General features: G+C 66.3%; 15 protein-coding genes and 1 pseudogene. 9 read left to right on the forward strand and 7 right to left on the reverse strand.

The annotated features are described in order from the left end of the window. Positions 1-8: 8 nt before the first annotated feature. The 8 genes and pseudogenes from cyoE to nagE all read left to right on the forward strand — a co-directional run bounded on the left by cyoE (position 9) and on the right by nagE (position 10,423). On the forward strand, positions 9-914 hold the full coding sequence (gene cyoE, locus AB4Y36_RS08950) for a heme o synthase (protein WP_069264928.1): 906 nt from the start codon (positions 9-11) through the stop codon (positions 912-914). A 4-nt stretch (positions 915-918) separates the two neighbouring features. Beyond that, positions 919-1,560, forward strand: a complete 642-nt coding sequence (locus AB4Y36_RS08955; protein WP_368682773.1) for an SCO family protein — start codon at positions 919-921, stop codon at positions 1,558-1,560. A 191-nt stretch (positions 1,561-1,751) separates the two neighbouring features. Next, on the forward strand, positions 1,752-2,564 hold the full coding sequence (locus AB4Y36_RS08960) for a MetQ/NlpA family ABC transporter substrate-binding protein (protein WP_368682774.1): 813 nt from the start codon (positions 1,752-1,754) through the stop codon (positions 2,562-2,564). Positions 2,565-3,021: 457 nt separating this feature from the next. Beyond that, on the forward strand, positions 3,022-3,756 hold the full coding sequence (locus AB4Y36_RS08965) for a GntR family transcriptional regulator (RefSeq protein ID WP_324148451.1): 735 nt from the start codon (positions 3,022-3,024) through the stop codon (positions 3,754-3,756). Between the two features lie 76 nt (positions 3,757-3,832). Further along, positions 3,833-4,936: an N-acetylglucosamine-6-phosphate deacetylase gene (gene nagA, locus AB4Y36_RS08970; protein ID WP_069264917.1), complete on the forward strand. Its 1,104-nt coding sequence runs from the start codon at positions 3,833-3,835 to the stop codon at positions 4,934-4,936. Then, on the forward strand, positions 4,929-5,936 hold the full coding sequence (locus AB4Y36_RS08975) for an SIS domain-containing protein (RefSeq protein ID WP_069264913.1): 1,008 nt from the start codon (positions 4,929-4,931) through the stop codon (positions 5,934-5,936). Before nagA ends, AB4Y36_RS08975 begins: the two co-directional genes overlap by 8 nt. Positions 5,937-5,948: 12 nt before the next feature. Further along, a pseudogene (ptsP, locus tag AB4Y36_RS08980) lies at positions 5,949-8,542 on the forward strand (phosphoenolpyruvate--protein phosphotransferase). A gap of 120 nt (positions 8,543-8,662) precedes the next feature. Further along, positions 8,663-10,423 (forward strand): N-acetylglucosamine-specific PTS transporter subunit IIBC, encoded by a 1,761-nt coding sequence (gene nagE, locus AB4Y36_RS08985; protein WP_368605845.1) that lies wholly within the window; start codon positions 8,663-8,665, stop codon positions 10,421-10,423. Positions 10,424-10,506: 83 nt separating this feature from the next. Here the strand turns inward: nagE and cydB are convergent, their stop codons facing one another. The 4 genes from cydB to rpoH form a co-directional block, all read right to left on the reverse strand. Beyond that, positions 10,507-11,643 carry a cytochrome d ubiquinol oxidase subunit II gene (gene cydB / locus AB4Y36_RS08990; RefSeq protein ID WP_368682775.1) on the reverse strand — a complete coding sequence of 379 codons (1,137 nt, stop codon included), beginning with the start codon at positions 11,641-11,643 and terminating at the stop codon, positions 10,507-10,509. Positions 11,644-11,680: 37 nt separating this feature from the next. Further along, positions 11,681-13,267: a cytochrome ubiquinol oxidase subunit I gene (locus tag AB4Y36_RS08995; RefSeq protein ID WP_368682776.1), complete on the reverse strand. Its 1,587-nt coding sequence runs from the start codon at positions 13,265-13,267 to the stop codon at positions 11,681-11,683. Continuing rightward, entirely contained in the window at positions 13,254-13,556 is a 303-nt protein-coding gene (gene cydP / locus AB4Y36_RS09000) for a cytochrome oxidase putative small subunit CydP (RefSeq protein WP_368682777.1), read from the reverse strand. Before cydP ends, AB4Y36_RS08995 begins: the two co-directional genes overlap by 14 nt. Before the next feature lie 188 nt (positions 13,557-13,744). Further along, entirely contained in the window at positions 13,745-14,680 is a 936-nt protein-coding gene (gene rpoH, locus AB4Y36_RS09005; RefSeq protein WP_069264904.1) for an RNA polymerase sigma factor RpoH, read from the reverse strand. A gap of 574 nt (positions 14,681-15,254) precedes the next feature. Here rpoH and AB4Y36_RS09010 point away from each other — a divergent pair. Beyond that, the gene (locus tag AB4Y36_RS09010; RefSeq protein WP_028201838.1) at positions 15,255-15,638 is read left to right on the forward strand and encodes a nuclear transport factor 2 family protein; all 384 of its coding nucleotides are present in this window, start codon (positions 15,255-15,257) and stop codon (positions 15,636-15,638) included. 150 nt (positions 15,639-15,788) lie between these two features. On the opposite strand, the gene leuA is transcribed toward AB4Y36_RS09010, so the two are convergent. The 3 genes from leuA to ybiB form a co-directional block, all read right to left on the reverse strand. After that, positions 15,789-17,435 (reverse strand): 2-isopropylmalate synthase, encoded by a 1,647-nt coding sequence (gene leuA, locus AB4Y36_RS09015; protein WP_342949530.1) that lies wholly within the window; start codon positions 17,433-17,435, stop codon positions 15,789-15,791. Next, positions 17,425-17,628, reverse strand: a complete 204-nt coding sequence (locus AB4Y36_RS09020) for a hypothetical protein (RefSeq protein ID WP_368682778.1) — start codon at positions 17,626-17,628, stop codon at positions 17,425-17,427. The genes leuA and AB4Y36_RS09020 overlap by 11 nt, the downstream gene beginning before the upstream one ends. Before the next feature lie 392 nt (positions 17,629-18,020). Then, the gene (ybiB, locus tag AB4Y36_RS09025; protein WP_069264898.1) at positions 18,021-18,983 is read right to left on the reverse strand and encodes a DNA-binding protein YbiB; all 963 of its coding nucleotides are present in this window, start codon (positions 18,981-18,983) and stop codon (positions 18,021-18,023) included. Positions 18,984-19,156 lie beyond the last annotated feature (173 nt).

Below are 19,156 nucleotides of genomic sequence, written 5' to 3' on the forward strand. Positions count from 1 at the left end.
CCCGCCCTATGGAAAGTACAACCCTATCCCAGACGCCCGGTAGCCGGATTTCCCAATATCTCGCGCTCACCAAGCCGCGCGTCACGCAACTCGCCGTGTTTTGCGCCGTCATCGGCATGTTCCTCGCTGTGCCCGGCATGGTGCCCTGGAAGCAGCTGATCGGCGGCACCGTCGGCATCTGGCTCACGGCCGGTGCGGCCTTCGCGATCAACTGTCTCGTCGAGCAAAAGGTCGATGCGCGCATGCGTCGGACTGCCTGGCGTCCTTCGGCGCGCGGCGAGATCACGAGCACGCAGATCCTGATCTTCTCGGCGGTGATCGGCGGCCTGGGCATGTGGGTGCTGTACACGTTCACCAATGCGCTCACCATGTGGCTCACGGTCGCGACCTTCATCGGCTACGCGATCATCTACACGCTGCTGCTCAAGCCGGCCACGCCGCAGAACATCGTGATCGGCGGCGCCTCGGGCGCCATGCCGCCTGCACTCGGCTGGGCCGCGGTGACGGGCCACGTGCCCGGCGACGCCTGGATTCTCGTGCTGATCATTTTCGTGTGGACGCCGCCGCACTTCTGGGCGCTCGCGCTCTACCGCCGCAAGGACTACGAAAACGCCGGCCTGCCGATGCTGCCCAACACGCACGGTGAGAAGTACACGCGTCTGCACATCCTGCTCTACACCGTGATTCTGTTCGCGGTCACGCTGATGCCGTACATCTCGGGCATGAGCGGCGTGCTGTATCTGGCTTCGGCCGTGCTGCTCGGCGCCGTATTCCTCGCCTACGCGTGGAAGATCTACGTCGAATATTCCGACGCACTGGCGCGCAAGACTTTCCGCTATTCGATCGTCTACCTCTCGTTGCTGTTCATGGCGTTGCTCGTCGACCATTACGTGCATGCGCTCATCGCGGCGTAACGACATGGCCCACCGCACGCTTGCGCGCTTCGTGCGCGCCACGGTCGTCGCGCTTGCCGCTGCAGGCGCATTCGGCGGCACGCTGGTTCTCGAGGGCTGCGGCCAGCAGCCGCCCGCGTTCTCGAACCTCGACATCACCGGCAATACCCAGTTCGGCAAGGACTTCGCGCTGCCCGACACCAGCGGCAAGACGCGCACGCTCGCCGACTTCAAGGACAAGGTGGTCGTGCTGTTCTTCGGCTATACGCACTGTCCGGACGTTTGCCCGACCACCATGGCCGAGCTTTCGCAGGCGCTCCAGCAGCTCGGGCCCGATGCGGCGAAGCGCGTGCAGGTGCTGTTCGTCACCGTCGATCCCGAGCGCGACACGCCGCAGATCCTGGGCCAGTACGCGGCCGCGTTCAATCCGACCTTCATTGGGCTGCGCCCGGCCAACGAGGACCAGCTCAAACAGGTGGCGAAGGATTTCCGCGTGTACTACGCGAAGGTGCCCGGCAACACGCCGGATAGCTACACGATGGATCACACCGCCGCGAGCTACGTGTTCGACACGACCGGCAAGCTGCGCCTCTTTGCGCGCGACGGGCAGGGCGTCACGCCCTGGCTGCACGATCTGAAGATCCTTCTCGGCTCGAATCCCGACTAAGGGAAGCGCGGCGTGTTCGCCTCGAGAGGCGAACGCGCGCCGCACGCCTCAGGGCTGCGCGCGCATACCAGTATGCGAATTCATTATTTCCCGCAACCGGTTCCATATGAGACGATTTATATCGTCCGGCAGATGGCGCTCAACGCCACGGAACCGGAGCAATACCAAAACCACGCAGGAACATCATCTTCATGCAGCGCAGAAATCTGATTAAAGCACTCCTCGCCGGCATCGCCGCCACCACGCTCGCAGCCAGCTTCGGCGCACGCGCCGACGACCAGGTCGTCAAGGTCGGTACCGTTTCAGGTCCGGACGCGCAAGTCTGGGCCGTCGTCCAGAAGGTCGCCAAGCGCGAAGGCCTGAACGTCAAGGTCGTCGAATTCAACGACTACGTGCAGCCGAACGCCGCGCTCGACGCCGGCGAGCTCGACGCCAACAGCTTCCAGACCGGCCCGTATCTCGACAGCCAGATCAAGCAGCGCGGCTACAAGCTCGTGAACGCGGGCCTCACGTACATCTCGCCCATCGGCGTGTACTCGAAGAAGCTCAAATCGCTGAACGATCTGCCGCAAGGCGCGAAGGTCGCCGTGCCGAATGACCCGTCGAACGAAAACCGCGCGCTGCTGCTCCTGCAAAGCAAGGGCCTGATCAAGCTGCGCGCTGGCGCGGGCGTCAACGGCAACAACGCGACGCCGCTCGACCTCGCCGAAAACCGGAAGAAGATCAAGCTCGTCGAACTGGACGCCGCGCAGCTTCCGCGTGCGCTCGGCGACGTGGACGCCGCCGTGATCAACACGAACTACGCGCTCGCGGCCGGCCTGCAGCCGACCAAAGACGCGATCGCCATCGAGGACATCCACAGCCCGTACGCGAACCTGATCGCCGTTCGCACCCAGGACAAGGACAAGCCTTGGGTGAAAAAGCTGGTCGCCGCGTACCAGTCGGAAGACGTGCGCCAGTTCATCAAGAACGAGTTCAAGGGCTCGATGGTTCCGTCGTTCTAAGGGACCTTCGAGCAGCGGCTGCCTGCGTCCAATCGACGCGGGAGCTCAGCAGGACCCGAACGCCGTGGCGACCGCCACGGCGTTTTTTTATTGCGCGTGCACTCTCGGAGCCGCGCGCTCTTTCCAAGTCGCGTGCTGGTCCTACGGCGGTACTACGGTGGGCTATGTCAGATAACCTGTTGTTGCCACTCTGGTCCCGTTGTGGGGCGCCCGGATACCGCGCCAGGGTAAATCCTGATGCTAGGCTGCGCCCCGTTTGAGCCTTATGTATTCGTGCAATGCATTGATTTTTAACGATAATTTTCTATGTGCCGCGGCGAGATAGCCTCTGTTGACTGGTCTTATTGTGGTTATATAATGGGCTCGCTTCCACACCGGACCAATCTGCACCACCGGCACTGCCACGCAGCGTGCCCGTCCGGCCCCCCACGAACGTCCAACCGCTGGCGCCAAGTCCATGGAAACCCGTTGGTCTGCCCTGATGCCCGATGCGCGCAATGTGACGCCGCTCTATCTGCAGCTGGCGCGCAACCTTGCCACGGCCATTCACTGCGGCGTGTGGTCGGCCGGCGAAGCGCTGCCTTCGGAGCGCACGCTGTCGGACGCCATCGGCGTGTCGCGCATCACCGCGCGCAAGGCGATCGAGCTGCTCGTGGAGCAGGGGCTGATCCGGCGCGCACGCGGTGCGGGCAGCTTCATCACGCCGCGCGTGGAAGATCCGCTTTCGCGCCTCACGGGCTTCACGAAGAAAATGGAGCAGCGCGGCTTCACGCCCGACTCGGTGTGGCTCGCGCGCGAGGTACGGCCCGCGCACCGCGAGGAGATCGTGCAGCTCGGCCTCTCTCCGGGCGCCTCGGTCGCGAGCCTGCGCCGCTTGCGCCGCGCCGACGGCACCGTGATGGCCGTCGAGCATTCGGCGCTGCCCGTGTCGATCGTGCCCGACCCGGAAGCCATCGAGGGCTCGCTGTATGCGTATCTCGAGCAGCATCGCGTGCCCGTGGTACGCGCCCTGCAGCACTTTCGCGCGGTCAACGCGACGGGCGAAATCGCCGCGCTGATGGGCGTCGAGCCGCGCGCGGCGCTGCTCGTCATCACGCGCGTGGGCTTTTCCGCCGATCAGCGGGCCATCGAGCTGACCGACACCTATTGCCGCGACGGCTATTACGACTTCGTTGCGGAGCTGCGCCAGTGAGCGCCGCCGCAGTCTCTCTCATGCACGTCACCGAAACGTCCTACCGCGCTTCGATGCGCCTCATCGGAAAACTCTCATGCTGAGCGGAAACATACTCACCCCTGAAGGCTGGATCCACGGCACGCTGTCGTTCGAGAACGGACGCATCACCGCGATCACGGGCGAGGCCACCGATCCGGCGAACAACGACGCGCCCTACATCCTGCCGGGCTTCATCGACCTGCACGTGCACGGCGGCGGCGGCGCCGACGTGATGGAAGCCGGCGACGCGATCGAAACCATCGCGCGCACCCACGCCCGCTACGGCACCACGAGCCTGCTCGCCACCACCATGACCGCCCCGCGCGACGAGCTGATGAACGTGGTCGCGGGCCTCGGCAACGTTACGCGCAACCGCACGGTGGGTGGCGCGCGCGTGCTGGGCGTGCACCTCGAAGGGCCGTACATCAATCCGGGCAAGCTCGGCGCGCAGCCCGACGCCGCCGTTTCGGCCGTGCTCGACGAAGTGCTCAAGTACCTCTCGATCGCGCCGATTCGCGTGGTGACCGTGGCGCCCGAGATCGCGGGCCATATCGAGATCATCGGCGAGATGGCGGCGCGCGGCGTGCGCGTGCAGATCGGCCACTCGCTCGCGACCTACGACGACGCCGTGGCCGCGCTCAAGCATGGCGCCTGCGGCTTCACGCACCTTTTCAACGCGATGTCGCCGCTGCACCATCGCAACCCGGGCGTAGTCGGCGCGGCGCTCGCGCATGCCGAGTACGCGGAGATCATTCCCGACCTGCTGCACGTGCATCCGGGCGCGATCCGCGCCGCGCTGCGCGCCATTCCGCGCCTTTATGTGGTGACCGACAGCACCTCGGCCACCGGCATGCCCGACGGCGAATACCGCCTCGGCAGCCAGCACGTGACGAAGTGCCTTGGCGGCGTGCGCCTCGCCGACGGCACGCTCGCGGGCAGCACCCTCACCATGGACCAGGCGCTGCGCAACCTCGTCTCGATCGGCTTGCCGATCGCAGACGTGTCCGCGCGCCTGTCGCGCTATGCCGCCGATTACCTCGGCATCGAAGACCGTGGCCGCCTCGCGCGCGGCGCATGGGCCGATGTCAACGTGTTCGATCGCGAGCTGGCGCTCACCGCGACCTACGTCGAAGGAGAATCGATTGTCGAATATGCTTAAGGAAGCGCTGGCCTCGGCCAGCGTTGTCGCCGCGCAACTCGCGGACACCGCGCGCGTCGAGGCGCTCGCCCGCGCGCTCGAGGCCGAACCGCGCCATGTCGCGCTCACCGTCGCGCGCGGCAGTTCGGACCACGCGGCGAGCTACTTCGCTGCGCTCACCATGAGCCGCATCGGCATACCGGTCGCCACGCTGCCGATGTCGATCGCAACGCTCCAGCAGGCGCCCTTACGCGTGCGCAGCCAGTTTGCCCTCGCTTTCTCCCAATCAGGTAGGAGTCCTGATCTGGTTGCGACGATCAAGGCGCTGCGCGAAGCCGGTGCGCTGACGGCGGCGATGGTCAACGTCGCGGGCTCGCCGCTCGCCGAGGCCGCCGGCATGGAGCTGCCGCTGCTCGCCGGTCCCGAGCTGAGCGTGGCGGCCACCAAGAGCTATATCGCGATGCTCGCGATGTCGGCGCAACTCGTCGGCTTCTGGCAGCGCGACGCCGCGTTCCTCGACGCCGTGCGCGCGCTGCCCGACGCGCTCGATCGCGCGGGCACGCTCGACTGGTCGAAGGCCGTCGAAGAATTGCGCGACGTGAAACAGATGATCGTGATCGGTCGCGGTCCGGGCCTCGCCGTTGCGCAGGAGGCTGCGCTCAAGCTCAAGGAAACCTCGGGCATTCAGGCCGAAGCGTTTTCGAGCGCCGAGGTGCGCCACGGCCCGATGGAGCTGATCGACCGCGATTACCCGCTGCTCGTGTTCGCCCCGCGCGGGCCGGAGCAGGCGGGCCTGATCGAGTTCGCCCGCGACATGGAGAAGCGCGGTGCGCGCGTGCTGCTCGCGGCGCCCGCCGACGTGGCTGGCGCTGCGCTGCCGCTCGAAACGGCTGCCGACGCGGCACTCGATCCCATCGCGGCCATTTTGTCGTTCTACGTGATGGCGGCGGGCCTTGCCGCCGCGCGCGGCCGCAATCCTGACGAGCCGCGTTACCTGAACAAAGTCACCGAAACACACTAGATTGGAAAGCGAATGGAACGCATCGAGGAGTCTCGCCTGATGGATCCGCATACTCGCGCCGAGGGGCACATCGTACTGGTCTCTCCGCTCACCGGCCCGGTTGTGCCGCTCGCGTCGGTGCCCGATCCGGTGTTCTCGGAAGGGTTGTTCGGCGACGGCATCGGCGTCGATCCGCTCGTCGGCCGCGTCGTCGCGCCGTGCGACGGCATCGTCGTGCATCTCGCACGCACCGGCCACGCGGTCACGCTGCAATCGGCGGAAGGCGCACAGGTGCTCATGCACGTCGGCATCGATACGGTCGAGCTGAACGGCAAGGGCTTCACGCCGAAGGTCGCGCAGGGCGCTCAGGTGCGGCTCGGCGACACCTTGATCGAGTTCGATCTCGACGTGGTGGCGTGCACTGCACCGAGCCTCGTTTCGGTCGTCGCGATCGCCAATTCGGATGCATTCGAAGTGATCGAGCGCGCGGGCGCGGGTCACGTCGAAGCGGGCAAATCCGCGCTGCTCGTGCTGCGCGTGCGTGACGGCGCGGAGATCGCAGCCGCCCATGAATTGATCGCAAACGAAGTGCGCCGCAGCGTGACGCTCACGCATGCGGGCGGCCTCCATGCGCGGCCCGCGGCGCGGGCGCGCGAAGCGGTGCGCGGCATCGACGCGCGCGTCGAGGTGCGCTTCGGCGAGCGCAAGTCCGCCATCGAGAGCGTCGTCGGCCTGCTCGCCTCGGCGCGGGCGAGGGCGCGACCATCGAACTCGTCGGCATCGGCCTGGAGGCGCAGCGCGCCGTGGACGCCGTAGCGAATGAGCTCCTGCGCGAAGCGCCCGGCGAGCACGGCGAAGCGCCGGCGCGGCAGCAGTCGCCCGCGCCCGTGATGCAGGAAGCCGCGGCCGCCGTGGCGTCCTCCGCCGAGCCGGGCGTGCTCGCGGGCGTGTGCGCCGCGCCGGGCGTCGCGGTCGGCAAGCTGGTGCGCTGGGACGAAGCCGAACTGACGCCGCCCGAACTCGCGAGCGGTACGTCGGCCGCGGAAAGCCGCGCGCTCGACAAGGCGATCGCCGCTGTCGACGCCGAGCTGAACCAGAGCGTGCGCACGGCGTCGCAGCGCGGCGCGATCGGCGAGGCGGGCATCTTCACGATGCACCGCGTGCTGCTCGAAGACCCGACGCTCGTCGACGCCGCGCGCGACGCGATCAGCCTCGGCAAGAGCGCGGGCTACGCGTGGCGCGAAGCGATTCGCGCGCAGATTGCGGTGCTCGGCAAGGTGGACGATCCGCTGCTAGCGGAGCGCGCCGCCGACCTGCGCGACCTCGAAAAGCGCGTGCTGCGCGCGCTCGGTCTGTCGAACGCGGCCGCGCGTACGCTGCCCGAAGAAGCCGTGCTCGCCGCCGACGAATTCACGCCTTCCGATCTCGCCTCGCTCGACCGCAAGCGCGTGATGGCGCTCGTGATGGCGCGCGGCGGCGCGACCTCGCACGCCGCGATCATCGCGCGCCAGGCCGGCATTCCGGCGCTCGTCGCGCTCGGCGACGCGCTGCATGCGGTGCCCGAGGGCACCGAAGTCGTCATCGATGCGAGCGCCGGCCGCTTTGCGTACACGCCGAGCGCGCTCGACATCGAACGCGCGCGCAGCGAAAAGCAGCGCCTGGCCGGCGTGCGCGAAGCGAACCGCCGCACGTCGCACGAGGCCGCAGCCACGCGCGACGGCCACGCGGTGGAAGTCGCCGCGAACATCGCGACGCTGGAGGATGCCAACACGGCGGTGGATAACGGCGCGGACGCCGTGGGGCTGCTGCGCACGGAGCTGCTCTTCATCCATCGCCAGGCCGCGCCCACGGTGGACGAACATCTTCAGAGCTACCAGGCCATCACGGACGCACTGGCGGGCCGCACGGCGATCATCCGCACGCTCGACGTGGGCGCGGACAAGGAAGTCGACTATCTCACGCTGCCGCCCGAGCCGAATCCGGCGCTGGGTCTGCGCGGCATCCGCCTCGCGCAGGTGCGGCCCGATCTGCTCGACGATCAGCTGCGCGGACTCGTTGCCGTGAAGCCGGCGGGCAAGGTGCGCATCCTGCTGCCGATGGTGACCGACGTGGGCGAACTCGTGCGTCTGCGCGAGCGCATCGACACATTGGCACGCGAAGCGGGCCGCACGGAGCCGGTCGAAGTGGGCGTGATGATCGAGGTGCCCTCGGCGGCGCTGCTCGCGGACCAGCTCGCGCGCCACGCCGATTTCCTCTCGATCGGCACCAACGATCTCACGCAGTACACGCTCGCGATGGACCGTTGCCAGCCTGACCTCGCGGCGCAAGCCGACGGGCTGCACCCGGCCGTGTTGCGTCTCGTGGCAGCGACGGTCGAAGGCGCGAACAAGCGCGGCAAGTGGGTCGGCGTGTGCGGTGCGCTGGCGGGCGATCCGCTCGCGGTGCCGCTGCTCGTCGGCCTCGGCGTGACGGAGCTTTCCGTCGATCCGGTTTCGGTGCCGTCGATCAAGGCGCGCGTGCGCAAGCTCGACTACAACGACTGCCGCCAGCGTGCGCAGAACGCCCTCGCACTCGAATCGGCGCAAGCCGTGCGTGCGGCAAGCCGCGAAAGCTGGCCGCTCGATTGATGATTTCTGTTTCACCCACCCTAAGTAATCCTTGGAAACATGCCGGCGTGCGCAGCGATCGCGCGCCGGCTTCTCTCACCCACACGCGTCAAGCAAGAGATAGAGACTGGAGGCAGTTCAATGGATGGCAATCCGTTTCTCAAGATTCAAAGCCTCGGCCGCGCGCTGATGCTTCCCATCGCAGTGCTGCCGGTCGCCGGCATCCTGCTTCGTTTCGGCCAGGCCGACATGCTCAACATCAAGATCATCGCCGACGCGGGCGGCGCGATCTTCGATAACCTGCCGTTGCTGTTTGCGATCGGCATTGCGGTGGGCTTTGCGAAAGACAACAACGGCGTCGCCGGCCTCGCGGGTGCGCTGGGCTATCTGGTCCAGACCGCCGTGATGAAGGACATCAACGACAAGCTCAACATGGGCGTGCTGTCGGGCGTGGTGGCCGGCGTCGTCGCGGGCATGCTGTACAACCGCTTCAAGGACATCAAGCTGCCCGAGTTCCTCGCGTTCTTCGGCGGCAAACGCTTTGTGCCGATCGTCACAGGGCTCACGTGTCTCGCGCTGGGTATCGCGTTCGGCTACGTCTGGGGACCGGTGCAGGGCGTGATCGACACCGCCGGCCACTGGCTCACCACGGCGGGCGCGATCGGCACCTTCGTGTACGGCTTGCTCAACCGGCTCCTGCTCGTCACGGGTCTGCACCACATCCTCAACTCGCTCGTGTGGTTCGTGTTCGGCTCGTTCACGCCGGCAGCCGGCGGTGCGGCGGTCACGGGCGACCTGCACCGCTTCTTCGCGGGCGACCCCACGGCGGGCAGCTTCATGGCCGGCTTCTTCCCGGTGATGATGTTCGGCCTGCCGGCAGCGTGTCTCGCGATGCTGCACGAAGCGCCGAAGGACAAGCGCGCGATGGTGGGCGGCCTGCTGTTTTCGATGGCGCTGACCTCGTTCCTCACGGGCGTGACCGAGCCGATCGAGTTCACGTTCATGTTCCTCGCTCCCGTGCTCTACGCGATCCACGCGGTGCTCACGGGGCTGTCGCTCGCGATCTGCTCGCTGCTCGGCATCAAGCTCGGCTTCACCTTCTCGGCCGGCGCGATCGACTACGTGCTGAACTACGGGCTCTCCACGCACGGCTGGTATGCAATTGCGCTCGGCGCGGTCTATGCGGTCGTGTACTACGGGCTGTTCCGCTTCTTCATCCGCCGCTTCAATCTGCCCACGCCGGGCCGTGAAGCTTCGGCGGGCGATACGGCAATCGCCTCGTCGATGTCGGGCGTTGCGGTGGCGGCCGGCGGCGCGGCGGCGGCATCGCTCTCGCGTGCTGCGCGTTACATCGATGCGCTGGGCGGCGCGGCCAACCTCAAGGTGGTCGATGCCTGCACGACGCGTCTGCGTCTCACGGTGGCCGATCCGGCACATGTTTCCGAGCCGGCGTTGAAGGCGATCGGCGCACGCGGCGTGCTCAAGCGTGGCGGCGAAAGCGTGCAGGTCGTCATCGGGCCGGAAGCGGACATCATCGCCGATGAGATTCGCGGAGAGATCGCCCGCGGCGGTTCCGCGGCTGGCAAGGCGGCTCCCGCGGCGCAGCCTGCGGCTCAGGCTGTTCTGGCTGCTCAGGCGAGCGCGAGCGCAGATATCGCGCATGGCCCGCTCGATCCGAATCCGTCGCGCTGGCTCGCGGTGTTCGGCGGCGTTGCCAATATCGTTTCGCTCGACGCGGTGGCGGCCACGCGCCTGCGCGTGATCGTGCGCGACCCGGCGGCCGTGGATCGCGAGAAGCTCGGCGCGCTCGACGCGGTGTGGACTTCGGCGGATACGCTGCACATCGTGGTCGGCGACGCCGCGCCGCGTTATGCACGCGAGCTGGCGCTCCAGCCGGCGTAATCGATTCGCTGTATGCCTGTGAAAGACGCCGCGGCACCCGCCGCGGCGTTTTCGTTTCCAGCGCCGCTCAGTCGCCTGGGCGCTCAGTACAGCGTATGGTGGTTGTCCTGTATCGCGCTGGCGGTGATCTTGCCGCGCATCACGCGATAGACCCACGCCGTGTAGGCGAGCACGATCGGCAGAAAAATGATGACGGCCACCAGCATGATCTCGAGCGTCATCTTGCTCGAGGTTGCGTCCCAGACGGTGAGGCTCGAACGCGGGTCGAGCGAGGAGGGCATGATGAACGGGAACATCGAAAAGCCCGCAGTCAGAATCACGCCGACGATCTGCAGCCCCGTGCTGAGGAACGCGAGCCGCTCGAAGCGCGAGCCCGCGAGTGCGAATGCGAGCACGCCGCCGAGCACGCCCACGGCAGGGGCGAGCGCCATCCACGGATAAAGCCCGTAGTTCGCGAGCCAGAGCCCTGGCCCCGCATCGACACGTTTCAGGAGCGGATTGGCCACGGTATCGAGCGGCGCCGGCGACGTGATCGTATAGCCGCCGATGAGCGTCGCCACGAGCGCGCCCGCCACGAGAAACAACACGATCGTGAGCGCCGAGAAAAGCCGTAGCGCCTTCGAAGCGCGCATGGCGACGACGCCATCGGTCTTCCTCTTCAGGAACGCCGCGCCGTGCGCGGTGAGCATGCACAGGCTCACCAGCCCGCAAACCAGCGCGAACGGATTGAGGAGTGCGAAGAAGCTGCCGTGATACGTCACGCGCAGGTCGGTGTCGTAGGCGAACGGCACGCCCTGGAGCAGATTGCCGAACGCCACGCCGAACACGAGCGCCGGCACGAAGCCGCCGATGAAAAGACCGCAGTCCCAGCCCTGGCGCCATCTCACATCGACGCGCTTGCCGCGATAGTCGAAGCCCACGGGACGGAAAAACAGCGAGAACAGCACGAGCAGCATCGCGAAGTAGAAGCCCGAGAACGACGCCGCATAGGCGAGCGGCCACGCGGCGAACATCGCGCCGCCCGCCGTGATGAACCACACCTGGTTGCCTTCCCACGTCGCGCCGACCGCGTTGATGACGATGCGGCGCTCCTCATCGGTCTTGCCGACGAAGGGCAGCAGCACGGCCGCACCCATGTCGAAGCCGTCGGTGAGCGCGAAGCCGATCAGCAGCACGCCGATCAGCACCCACCAGATCAACTTGAGCGTTGCGTAGTCCATGGCGTGTTTCCTCGCGTCTTTCGGTGTCTTGCAGCGATCACGAGACCTTGCCGCTGGTGGCCAGCGCGGCCGTCTGCTCGTGGAAGTAGCGACCGGTATGCAGCGACGAAGGCCCGAGGCGCGCGTACTTGAACATCAGCGTGATCTCGATGATGAAGAGCAGCGTGTAGAAGATCACGAAGCCCGCGATGCTCAGCATCACGTCGCCGGGTGCGAGGCTCGAAGCCGAAAGACGCGTGGGCAGCACTTCCGCGATGGTCCACGGCTGGCGGCCGGTTTCCGCGACGACCCAGCCGAACTCGGCGGCGAGCCACGGCAGCGGAATCGCCACCAGCGCCCAGCCGAGGAACCAGCGGCGGCTGTCCTTGAGCAGCGAGCGCTGCGCACAGAACCAGAACGCGAGTACGAAGGTCACGAGAAAGAGGATGCCGAGACCCACCATCACGCGAAACGACCAGAACACCGGCGCGACGGCCGGAATCGCCGTTCGCGACGCGGCCCTGATCTGGCCGGAAGTCGCGTCGACCACGTTCGGCGTGAACTGCTTCAAGAGCAGGCCGTAGCCGAGATCGGCCTTGTGCGCCTCGAACACGTCGCGCGTTTCGGTGTCGGCGGTGCCTTCCTTCATCTTTTGCAGCGCGGCGTAGGCGAGCATGCCATTGCGGATGCGCACTTCGGCGCGGTCCATCAGGTCTTTCAGGCCGATCACGGGCGTGTCGATCGAGCGCGTGGCGATGATGCCCATCAGCCAGGGAATGCGGATCGCGTAGTCGGTGCGCTCTTCCTTCTGGTTAGGCAAACCGAATAGCGTGAACGGCGCGGGGGCGGGCGCGGTTTCCCATTCGGCCTCGATGGCGGCGAGCTTGACCTGCTGCACCACGCCGTCGGTGTAGCCCGATTCGTCGCCGAGGATCAGCACGCATAGCGTGGACGCAAGGCCGAAGCCCGCGGCGATCGCGTACGAGCGCAGCGCGAACTCGACGTCGCGCCGGCGCAGCACGTACCACGACGAAATGCCGAGCACGAACATCGACGCCGTCACATAGCCGGCCGAAACCGTGTGCACGAACTTCACCTGCGCGACGGGGTTGAAGATCACCGCGAACAGGCTGGTGAGTTCCATGCGCATGGTTTCGTAGTTGAACGACGCACCCACGGGGTTCTGCATCCAGCCGTTGGCGATGAGAATCCACAGCGCCGAGAGGTTCGAGCCGAGCGCGACGAGAAACGTGGTGAAGAGGTGTGCGCCTTTCGACAGGCGATTCCAGCCGAAGAAAAACACCCCGACAAAGGTCGATTCGAGGAAGAACGCCGCGAGCCCTTCCACGGCGAGCGGCACGCCGAAAATGTCGCCCACGTAGTGCGAGTAGTACGACCAGTTGGTGCCGAACTGGAACTCCATCGTGAGGCCGGTGGTGACGCCCATCGCGAAGTTGATGGCGAAGAGCTTGCCCCAGAACTGCGTCATGTCCTTGTAGATCTCCTTGCCGGTCATCACATAGACGGACTCCATGATGACGAGCAGCCACGAGAGGCCGAGCGTGAGGGGCACGAACAGGAAGTGGTAGAGCGCGGTGATGGCGAACTGAAGACGCGAGAGTTCCACCGATTCAATCGTGGGCATGACGGTCTCCTCGCGGGGGCGGCATGGTCGGGGATTGGGACACTGACGGCTTGAGCGCCGTAGACTCGGGCACGGCCAGGATGGCCTGCGCGACAGCGGCAGGCGGCATGTTCATGTCTTCTGCCTGCGGATGATTGAAGAATGCGTATTTGAGCGCCATCAAGAGGACGAGCTTGACGGCGAGAACGAGGGCAATATCGCGCGCGAAGGTGGGGCCGCGCATCCACTGGAGGATGCGCGTGCGCAGCAGCGACGATATGCGCTGGCGTTGACCGGATGCCGGGATCATGGCGACGGGTGCCCTCGAACGCGTTACGAGGCCAGACCGCGGCGCGGCCTCTGGCTCACCACCTCGAAATCATCTTAGGGTGGAATCAGCGAGGCCGGTGCGAAGGTGCGCAGCGTGTGGTGCGCGCAAAAGAAAAACCCCGTTCGCGGGAACGGGGTTTTCGGTGTGCCGGTGAGACCTGGCGACGCTTACGCGTAGTCGGCGAGGGCGGTGCGCATCTTCTTCATGGCGCTCGCCTCGATCTGGCGAATGCGCTCGGCCGAAACGCCGAACTCGTCGGCCAGCTCGTGCAGGGTCGAGCCGCCCGAACCATCGTCGTCCACGTTGAGCCAGCGCGCCTCGATGATGCGGCGGCTGCGTGCGTCGAGCGCTTCCAGCGCGCTCGCAATGCCGTCCGACTGCAGGCGGTCGCGCGAACGTGCGGCGAGCACGGCGCTCGGCTCGCTGTGCGAGTCGGCGAGCCAGGCGATCGGGGCGAACGACTCCTCGCCGTCTTCGGTCTGGCCTTCGAGCGCGATGTCGGCGCCCGACAGGCGCGTTTCCATCTCCACGACCTCTTCGCGCTTCACGTTCAGTTCCTGCGCGAGGCCGTCGATCTCTTCCGGCGTGAACGACTGCAGGCCCTGCTTGTGGCTGCGCAGGTTGAAGAACAGCTTGCGCTGCGCCTTGGTCGTGGCGACCTTCACCATGCGCCAGTTGCGCAGGATGTATTCGTGGATCTCAGCCTTGATCCAGTGCATGGCGTACGACACCAGGCGCACGTTCTGCTCGGGGTCGAAGCGCTTCACGGCCTTCATCAGGCCGATGTTGCCTTCCTGGATCAGGTCGGCGTGCGGCAGGCCATAGCCGAGATAATTACGCGCGATCGACACCACGAGGCGCAGGTGCGACAGCACCAGGCGGCGCGCGCCTTCAAGATTGTTCTGCTCGCGAAACTCGGTCGCGAACTGACGCTCTTCTTGTGGCGTCAGCATCGGGATCCGGTTCACGGCCTGAATATAAGCGTCGATGTTGCCCAGCTGGCCGGGCAACAGGGAAGCATTCGCGAGCGCCAATGAGCCCCCGGCCTTGGCCGACGACGGGCTCAGCGTACTCGGAAGGGTCATGGTCATTGCGTTGCTCACGTAGCGAACTCCTCAGGAATCTTGCGAAAGTCAGACACCGACTCCACGGTGGATGTTAGCACTCTGAATCCCCGAGTGCTAATACTTGGAGTCTGTAGGGGCTTCAAGGTTCCTTGATTCCTATCGAAATGGTTGTATCGATAGATTACACTAAACGCCGGCAATCAAGCAGGGCGGGGCCCAGCGCCCGGCGCAGGCCTGCGCAAGGGGCAGGCCGAAGGAACACTCTAGAACGGGACAGCGTCCGGCGCGAAGCGCGCGGGAAATAAGGGGTGAAATCAGCGACGTTCGACGGGCCGCGCAGCGCCAGGACCTTGCCACACAATCTGAGAGATAGACATCGGATAAAGCGGAAAGTGCTGCGCTGCGACATCCGGGCGCGGCCGCGGAGATGTCGCTACGCCAGGCGCAGTTCTCACCGGGCGCGTGGCGTATCCACCATAGATGGAGGCGATGTCTTTGATCGCAAGTATCCTTGTGCCAAAACCTGGTATAAATTTCAGCCAGACGTATGCAGAAATCTTCGGCGGAGATCTGCGCTCAGGCGCGGGCCAACGCGCAAGGGGCTCGAGCGATGGCGGCAAAACTGATCGATGCGATTCGCGGACTTGAGCGCGAGCGCTTTCGCGCGATGGTCGACGGCGACGGCACGTCGCTGGACCAGTTGCTGTCCGATCACGCGACCTTCGTCCACACCAACGGCAAACGCGAGACCAAGCAGCAGTTCATCGACGCGATCACGGCCGGCCGCCGCCGCTACCGCCAGATCGAGATCCAGTCGCAGGACGTGCTGCACGCGGGCAACGAGGCCTGCGTGGTCTCCGGCCGCGTGTTGATCGAGATGGAAGCGAACAACGGTGCGCTGCTCTTTCCGATTGCCTATACGGCGATCCAGACGCAGGAAGGGGGCCACTGGCGTCTGCTCGCATGGCAGGCGACGCGTTGCGCGATCGAGTGATGACCGGTAAGTCCACTCGCTGAAACGCCGTGTAGGCGCTTCAGGCGCACGCCGGCGGCCCGTTTTGCCGCCGGCGCTCAACAATGCCGCCGATTTCCCTGCTGAAACCCAAACTGCTTCGCGCACAGCGCGCGACACGCGCGAAAGGCGTCAGGCCGCCGCGCGCCGATCCACTTGCGGCCAGGCCGCGCGGTTCACCGCGCTGACCACTGCCGCGACGCACGCATGGACCGCGTCTTCGCCCACGCCGACGCCGTGGCGCAGCGGCTGGCCGCCCACGCGCGCGCCGACGAACACGGCCGTACCGCCCTGCGAGGTGCGCTCAGTCTCGAACGACGTGATTTCAATGTGCTCGCCGGCGAGTGCCGCGATGGCGGCGGCCACAGCTTGCGCATGTGCCTCATCGCTGCTCGTGGCAGCCGGCATGGCCACATCACGGCCTTCCCAGCGCACGCGGCCCGAACCGGCGTTGGCAACCGGCCCGCGCGTTTCGAAGTACTCACGCGCGAACAGTGCGCAGACCGCCTCGCCCGTGATCTCTTCGCCAGACGTATCGGCGACGGTCTGCACGGCGTGGCTGAACTCGATCTGCACGCGGCGCGGCGGCGTGAAGCCCATGCCGCGCTCGAGCAGATAAGTCGCGCCACCCTTGCCCGACTGGCTGTTCACGCGGATCACCGCGTCATAGCTGCGGCCGAGGTCGGCGGGATCGATCGGGAGATACGGCACTTCCCAGACGGCGTCGGGCTGCTGCTGCGCGAAGCCCTTGCGGATCGCGTCCTGGTGCGAGCCCGAGAACGCCGTGAACACGAGGTCGCCCGCATACGGATGACGCGGATGCACGGGCATCTGGTTGCAGCGCTCGACCACGCGGCGCACGGCGTCGATGTCCGAGAAGTCGAGGCCCGGGTCGATGCCCTGGGTGTAGAGGTTCATCGCGAGCGTGACGAGATCGACGTTGCCGGTGCGCTCGCCGTTGCCGAACAGGCAGCCTTCGATCCGGTCCGCGCCCGCGAGCAGCGCCAACTCGGCGGCGGCCACCGCCGTGCCGCGGTCGTTGTGCGGATGCACCGACAGCACGATGCTGTCGCGGTACGCGAGATTGCGGTCCATCCACTCGATCTGGTCGGCGTAGACGTTGGGCATCGCCGCTTCGACGGTCGCCGGAAGATTCACGATCATCTTGTGGTCGCGCGTCGGGCGCCACGTCTGGGCCACCGCGTCGCAGACTTCGCGCGCGAAGGTCAGCTCGGTCATGCTGAAGGTTTCGGGCGAATACTGGTAAATCCAGTGCGTTTGCGGGTTCTTGTCGGCGTGTGCGCGGATGATGCGCGTGCCTTCGACCGCGAGCGCTTTCACTTCCTCCTTCGACTGGCCGAACACGATCTTGCGGAACGACGGGCAGATCGCGTTGTAGAGGTGGACGATGGCGCGCGGCACGCCTTCGAGCGCTTCGAACGTGCGTGCAATCAATTCTTCGCGCGCCTGCACGAGCACTTCGATCGTCACATCGTCGGGAATGCGTTTTTCGTCGATCAGCTTGCGCACGAAATCGAAGTCGGTCTGCGAAGCGGACGGAAAGCCGACTTCGATTTCCTTGAAGCCGATCGCGACGAGCATTTCGAAGAATTCGGTCTTCTGCTCGATGCTCATCGGCTCGATCAGCGACTGGTTGCCGTCGCGCAGGTCGGTGCTCATCCAGATCGGCGCGCGCTCGACGGCGCGCGTGGGCCATTTGCGGCCGTTCAATCGGATGGCGGGGAAGGGGCGGTACTTCTCGGCGGGATTACGCAACATGACGAGCCTCGTTCTTCATGGTGTCGTTTGCGATGGTGGTCGGCAGCGGGCGGTTGGCGGGCTGGCGACGGAGCACGATGCGCGAAACCTCATGCGTACGGGCGGCAACCTCGGACGCGAAGAAGACGGCCACGGTGACGGCGGTAACCGGCGCGGCGAAAGCGGACGTGAACGATGCCCATGCAACGTGCATTTTGACCTCGCGACTCGTCCGAACGGTAAGCGGACGTATGCAGACGACAAGTTGTAGAGATACAGCGGATTTGGGGTACTGCGAGAACTGCTTTGGGAGGACCGCGGTGACCGGAGGAGGGGTCGTTGCGGCGCTACACCAGCTTTAGGCCAGGCGTAGCGATAGGGCCGATAGTCGGCCGAAGGTAATTCGGAGGGTGTTCGGGTAGGAACGCATTCGTCCAATGTAAATCAGGGCGGCTGCGCGTGTCAACAGCGAATTTGCTGGTTGGGCGCGTGAAGATGCGTGAAGATGGCCGATGAAGCGCGCCGATACGCTTGCGGCGGACCACGCGCGTCGCCCGCCCCGCGCGGCCCTCGGCGGCTTGAGCGCCGGGTTTTCGGGTTCGATCGTCAGCGCTTCGCGATGCGTTTGATCGTCTCGATCTGGCGCGAGAGCGCATCCGGCACCGGCGCTTCGCCGCGCTGCACGGCGTCGATCCAGGCGGCTGTAGTCGGTGCATCGCGGCCTTCGGGGAGATCGATTTCGGGCGCGCCGGGCGACGAGCGCTCCGGTTCGACCAGCGTTTCGCAGATGCCGTCGTGCAGCCAGTCGACCTGCACCTGGCGGCGGGTATCGGCGACGGCTTCGCCCTCAGTGCCGCGCGCGAGCAACGCGCCGCCCACCGCCGCTTCCGGATGCGCCGCGAAGAGGGCGCTGAGGCTTTCGCGGTACGGCGGGTGCGTGTAGTTCACGAGACGCAGGCCCGGCTCCGCGAACGGCTGCAGCAGCTTCACGAGCGTATGCGTGGAGTTGCGCACGCCCATGCGCCGGCGCATCGAGAGCAGGCGCGCGAGTTTGGGCGCGAGCGTGTCGATCGACGAAAACGCCACGCGGCCCGACGCCAGTTGCGCCTCGATTTCGGCGTGATCGCGTGCTTCGGGACGATTCAGCGCCGCGAAGATTTCCGCGCTCGTGACACGACCCGGATCGGTCACGACGCCGTGCACGAGCGTCGGCACACCTTCGCGCGCGAGCAGCAAGGCGAGCAGCGGCACGAGATTCGGCTGCTTGCGCGCGCCGTTGTAGCTTGGGATCGACACAGGCCGATAGTCGCCTCGCGGCACCGCGAGCGGCGCGAACGAGGCGTGCGCCGCGCAGAGCATGGCGGCCAGCTCATCCGCGGTTTCGCCCTTGAGGCGGTAGGCGAGCAGCACCGCGCCTAGCTCCAGCTCGGGCACGCGACCGTCGAGCATGGCGGCGTAAAGGGCGTGCGTGTCTTCGGACGAGAGCGAGCGAGCGCCGTGCGGTCCGCGGCCGATCTCCTTGATGAAGCGGGCGCACGGGAAGATGTCGGTGGAGTCGGCGGTGGTCATGGGCGCGATTCGTTCGGCGTGCCGAGGGCCGCCGTCGTATTGAAATGGGGATGCGGGAAGTATCGCACGAGCACGCGGTGCCTCGCCGGCACGCATCGCCGGCCGCGCCCGGCCGGCCGCGTGAAGACGCCGCCGCGCACGCCCACCGCCGCGCGTTACACTCGCGATTGTTC

Source organism: Paraburkholderia sp. BR10936 (assembly GCF_040965735.1).
GTDB lineage: Bacteria > Pseudomonadota > Gammaproteobacteria > Burkholderiales > Burkholderiaceae > Paraburkholderia > Paraburkholderia nodosa_A.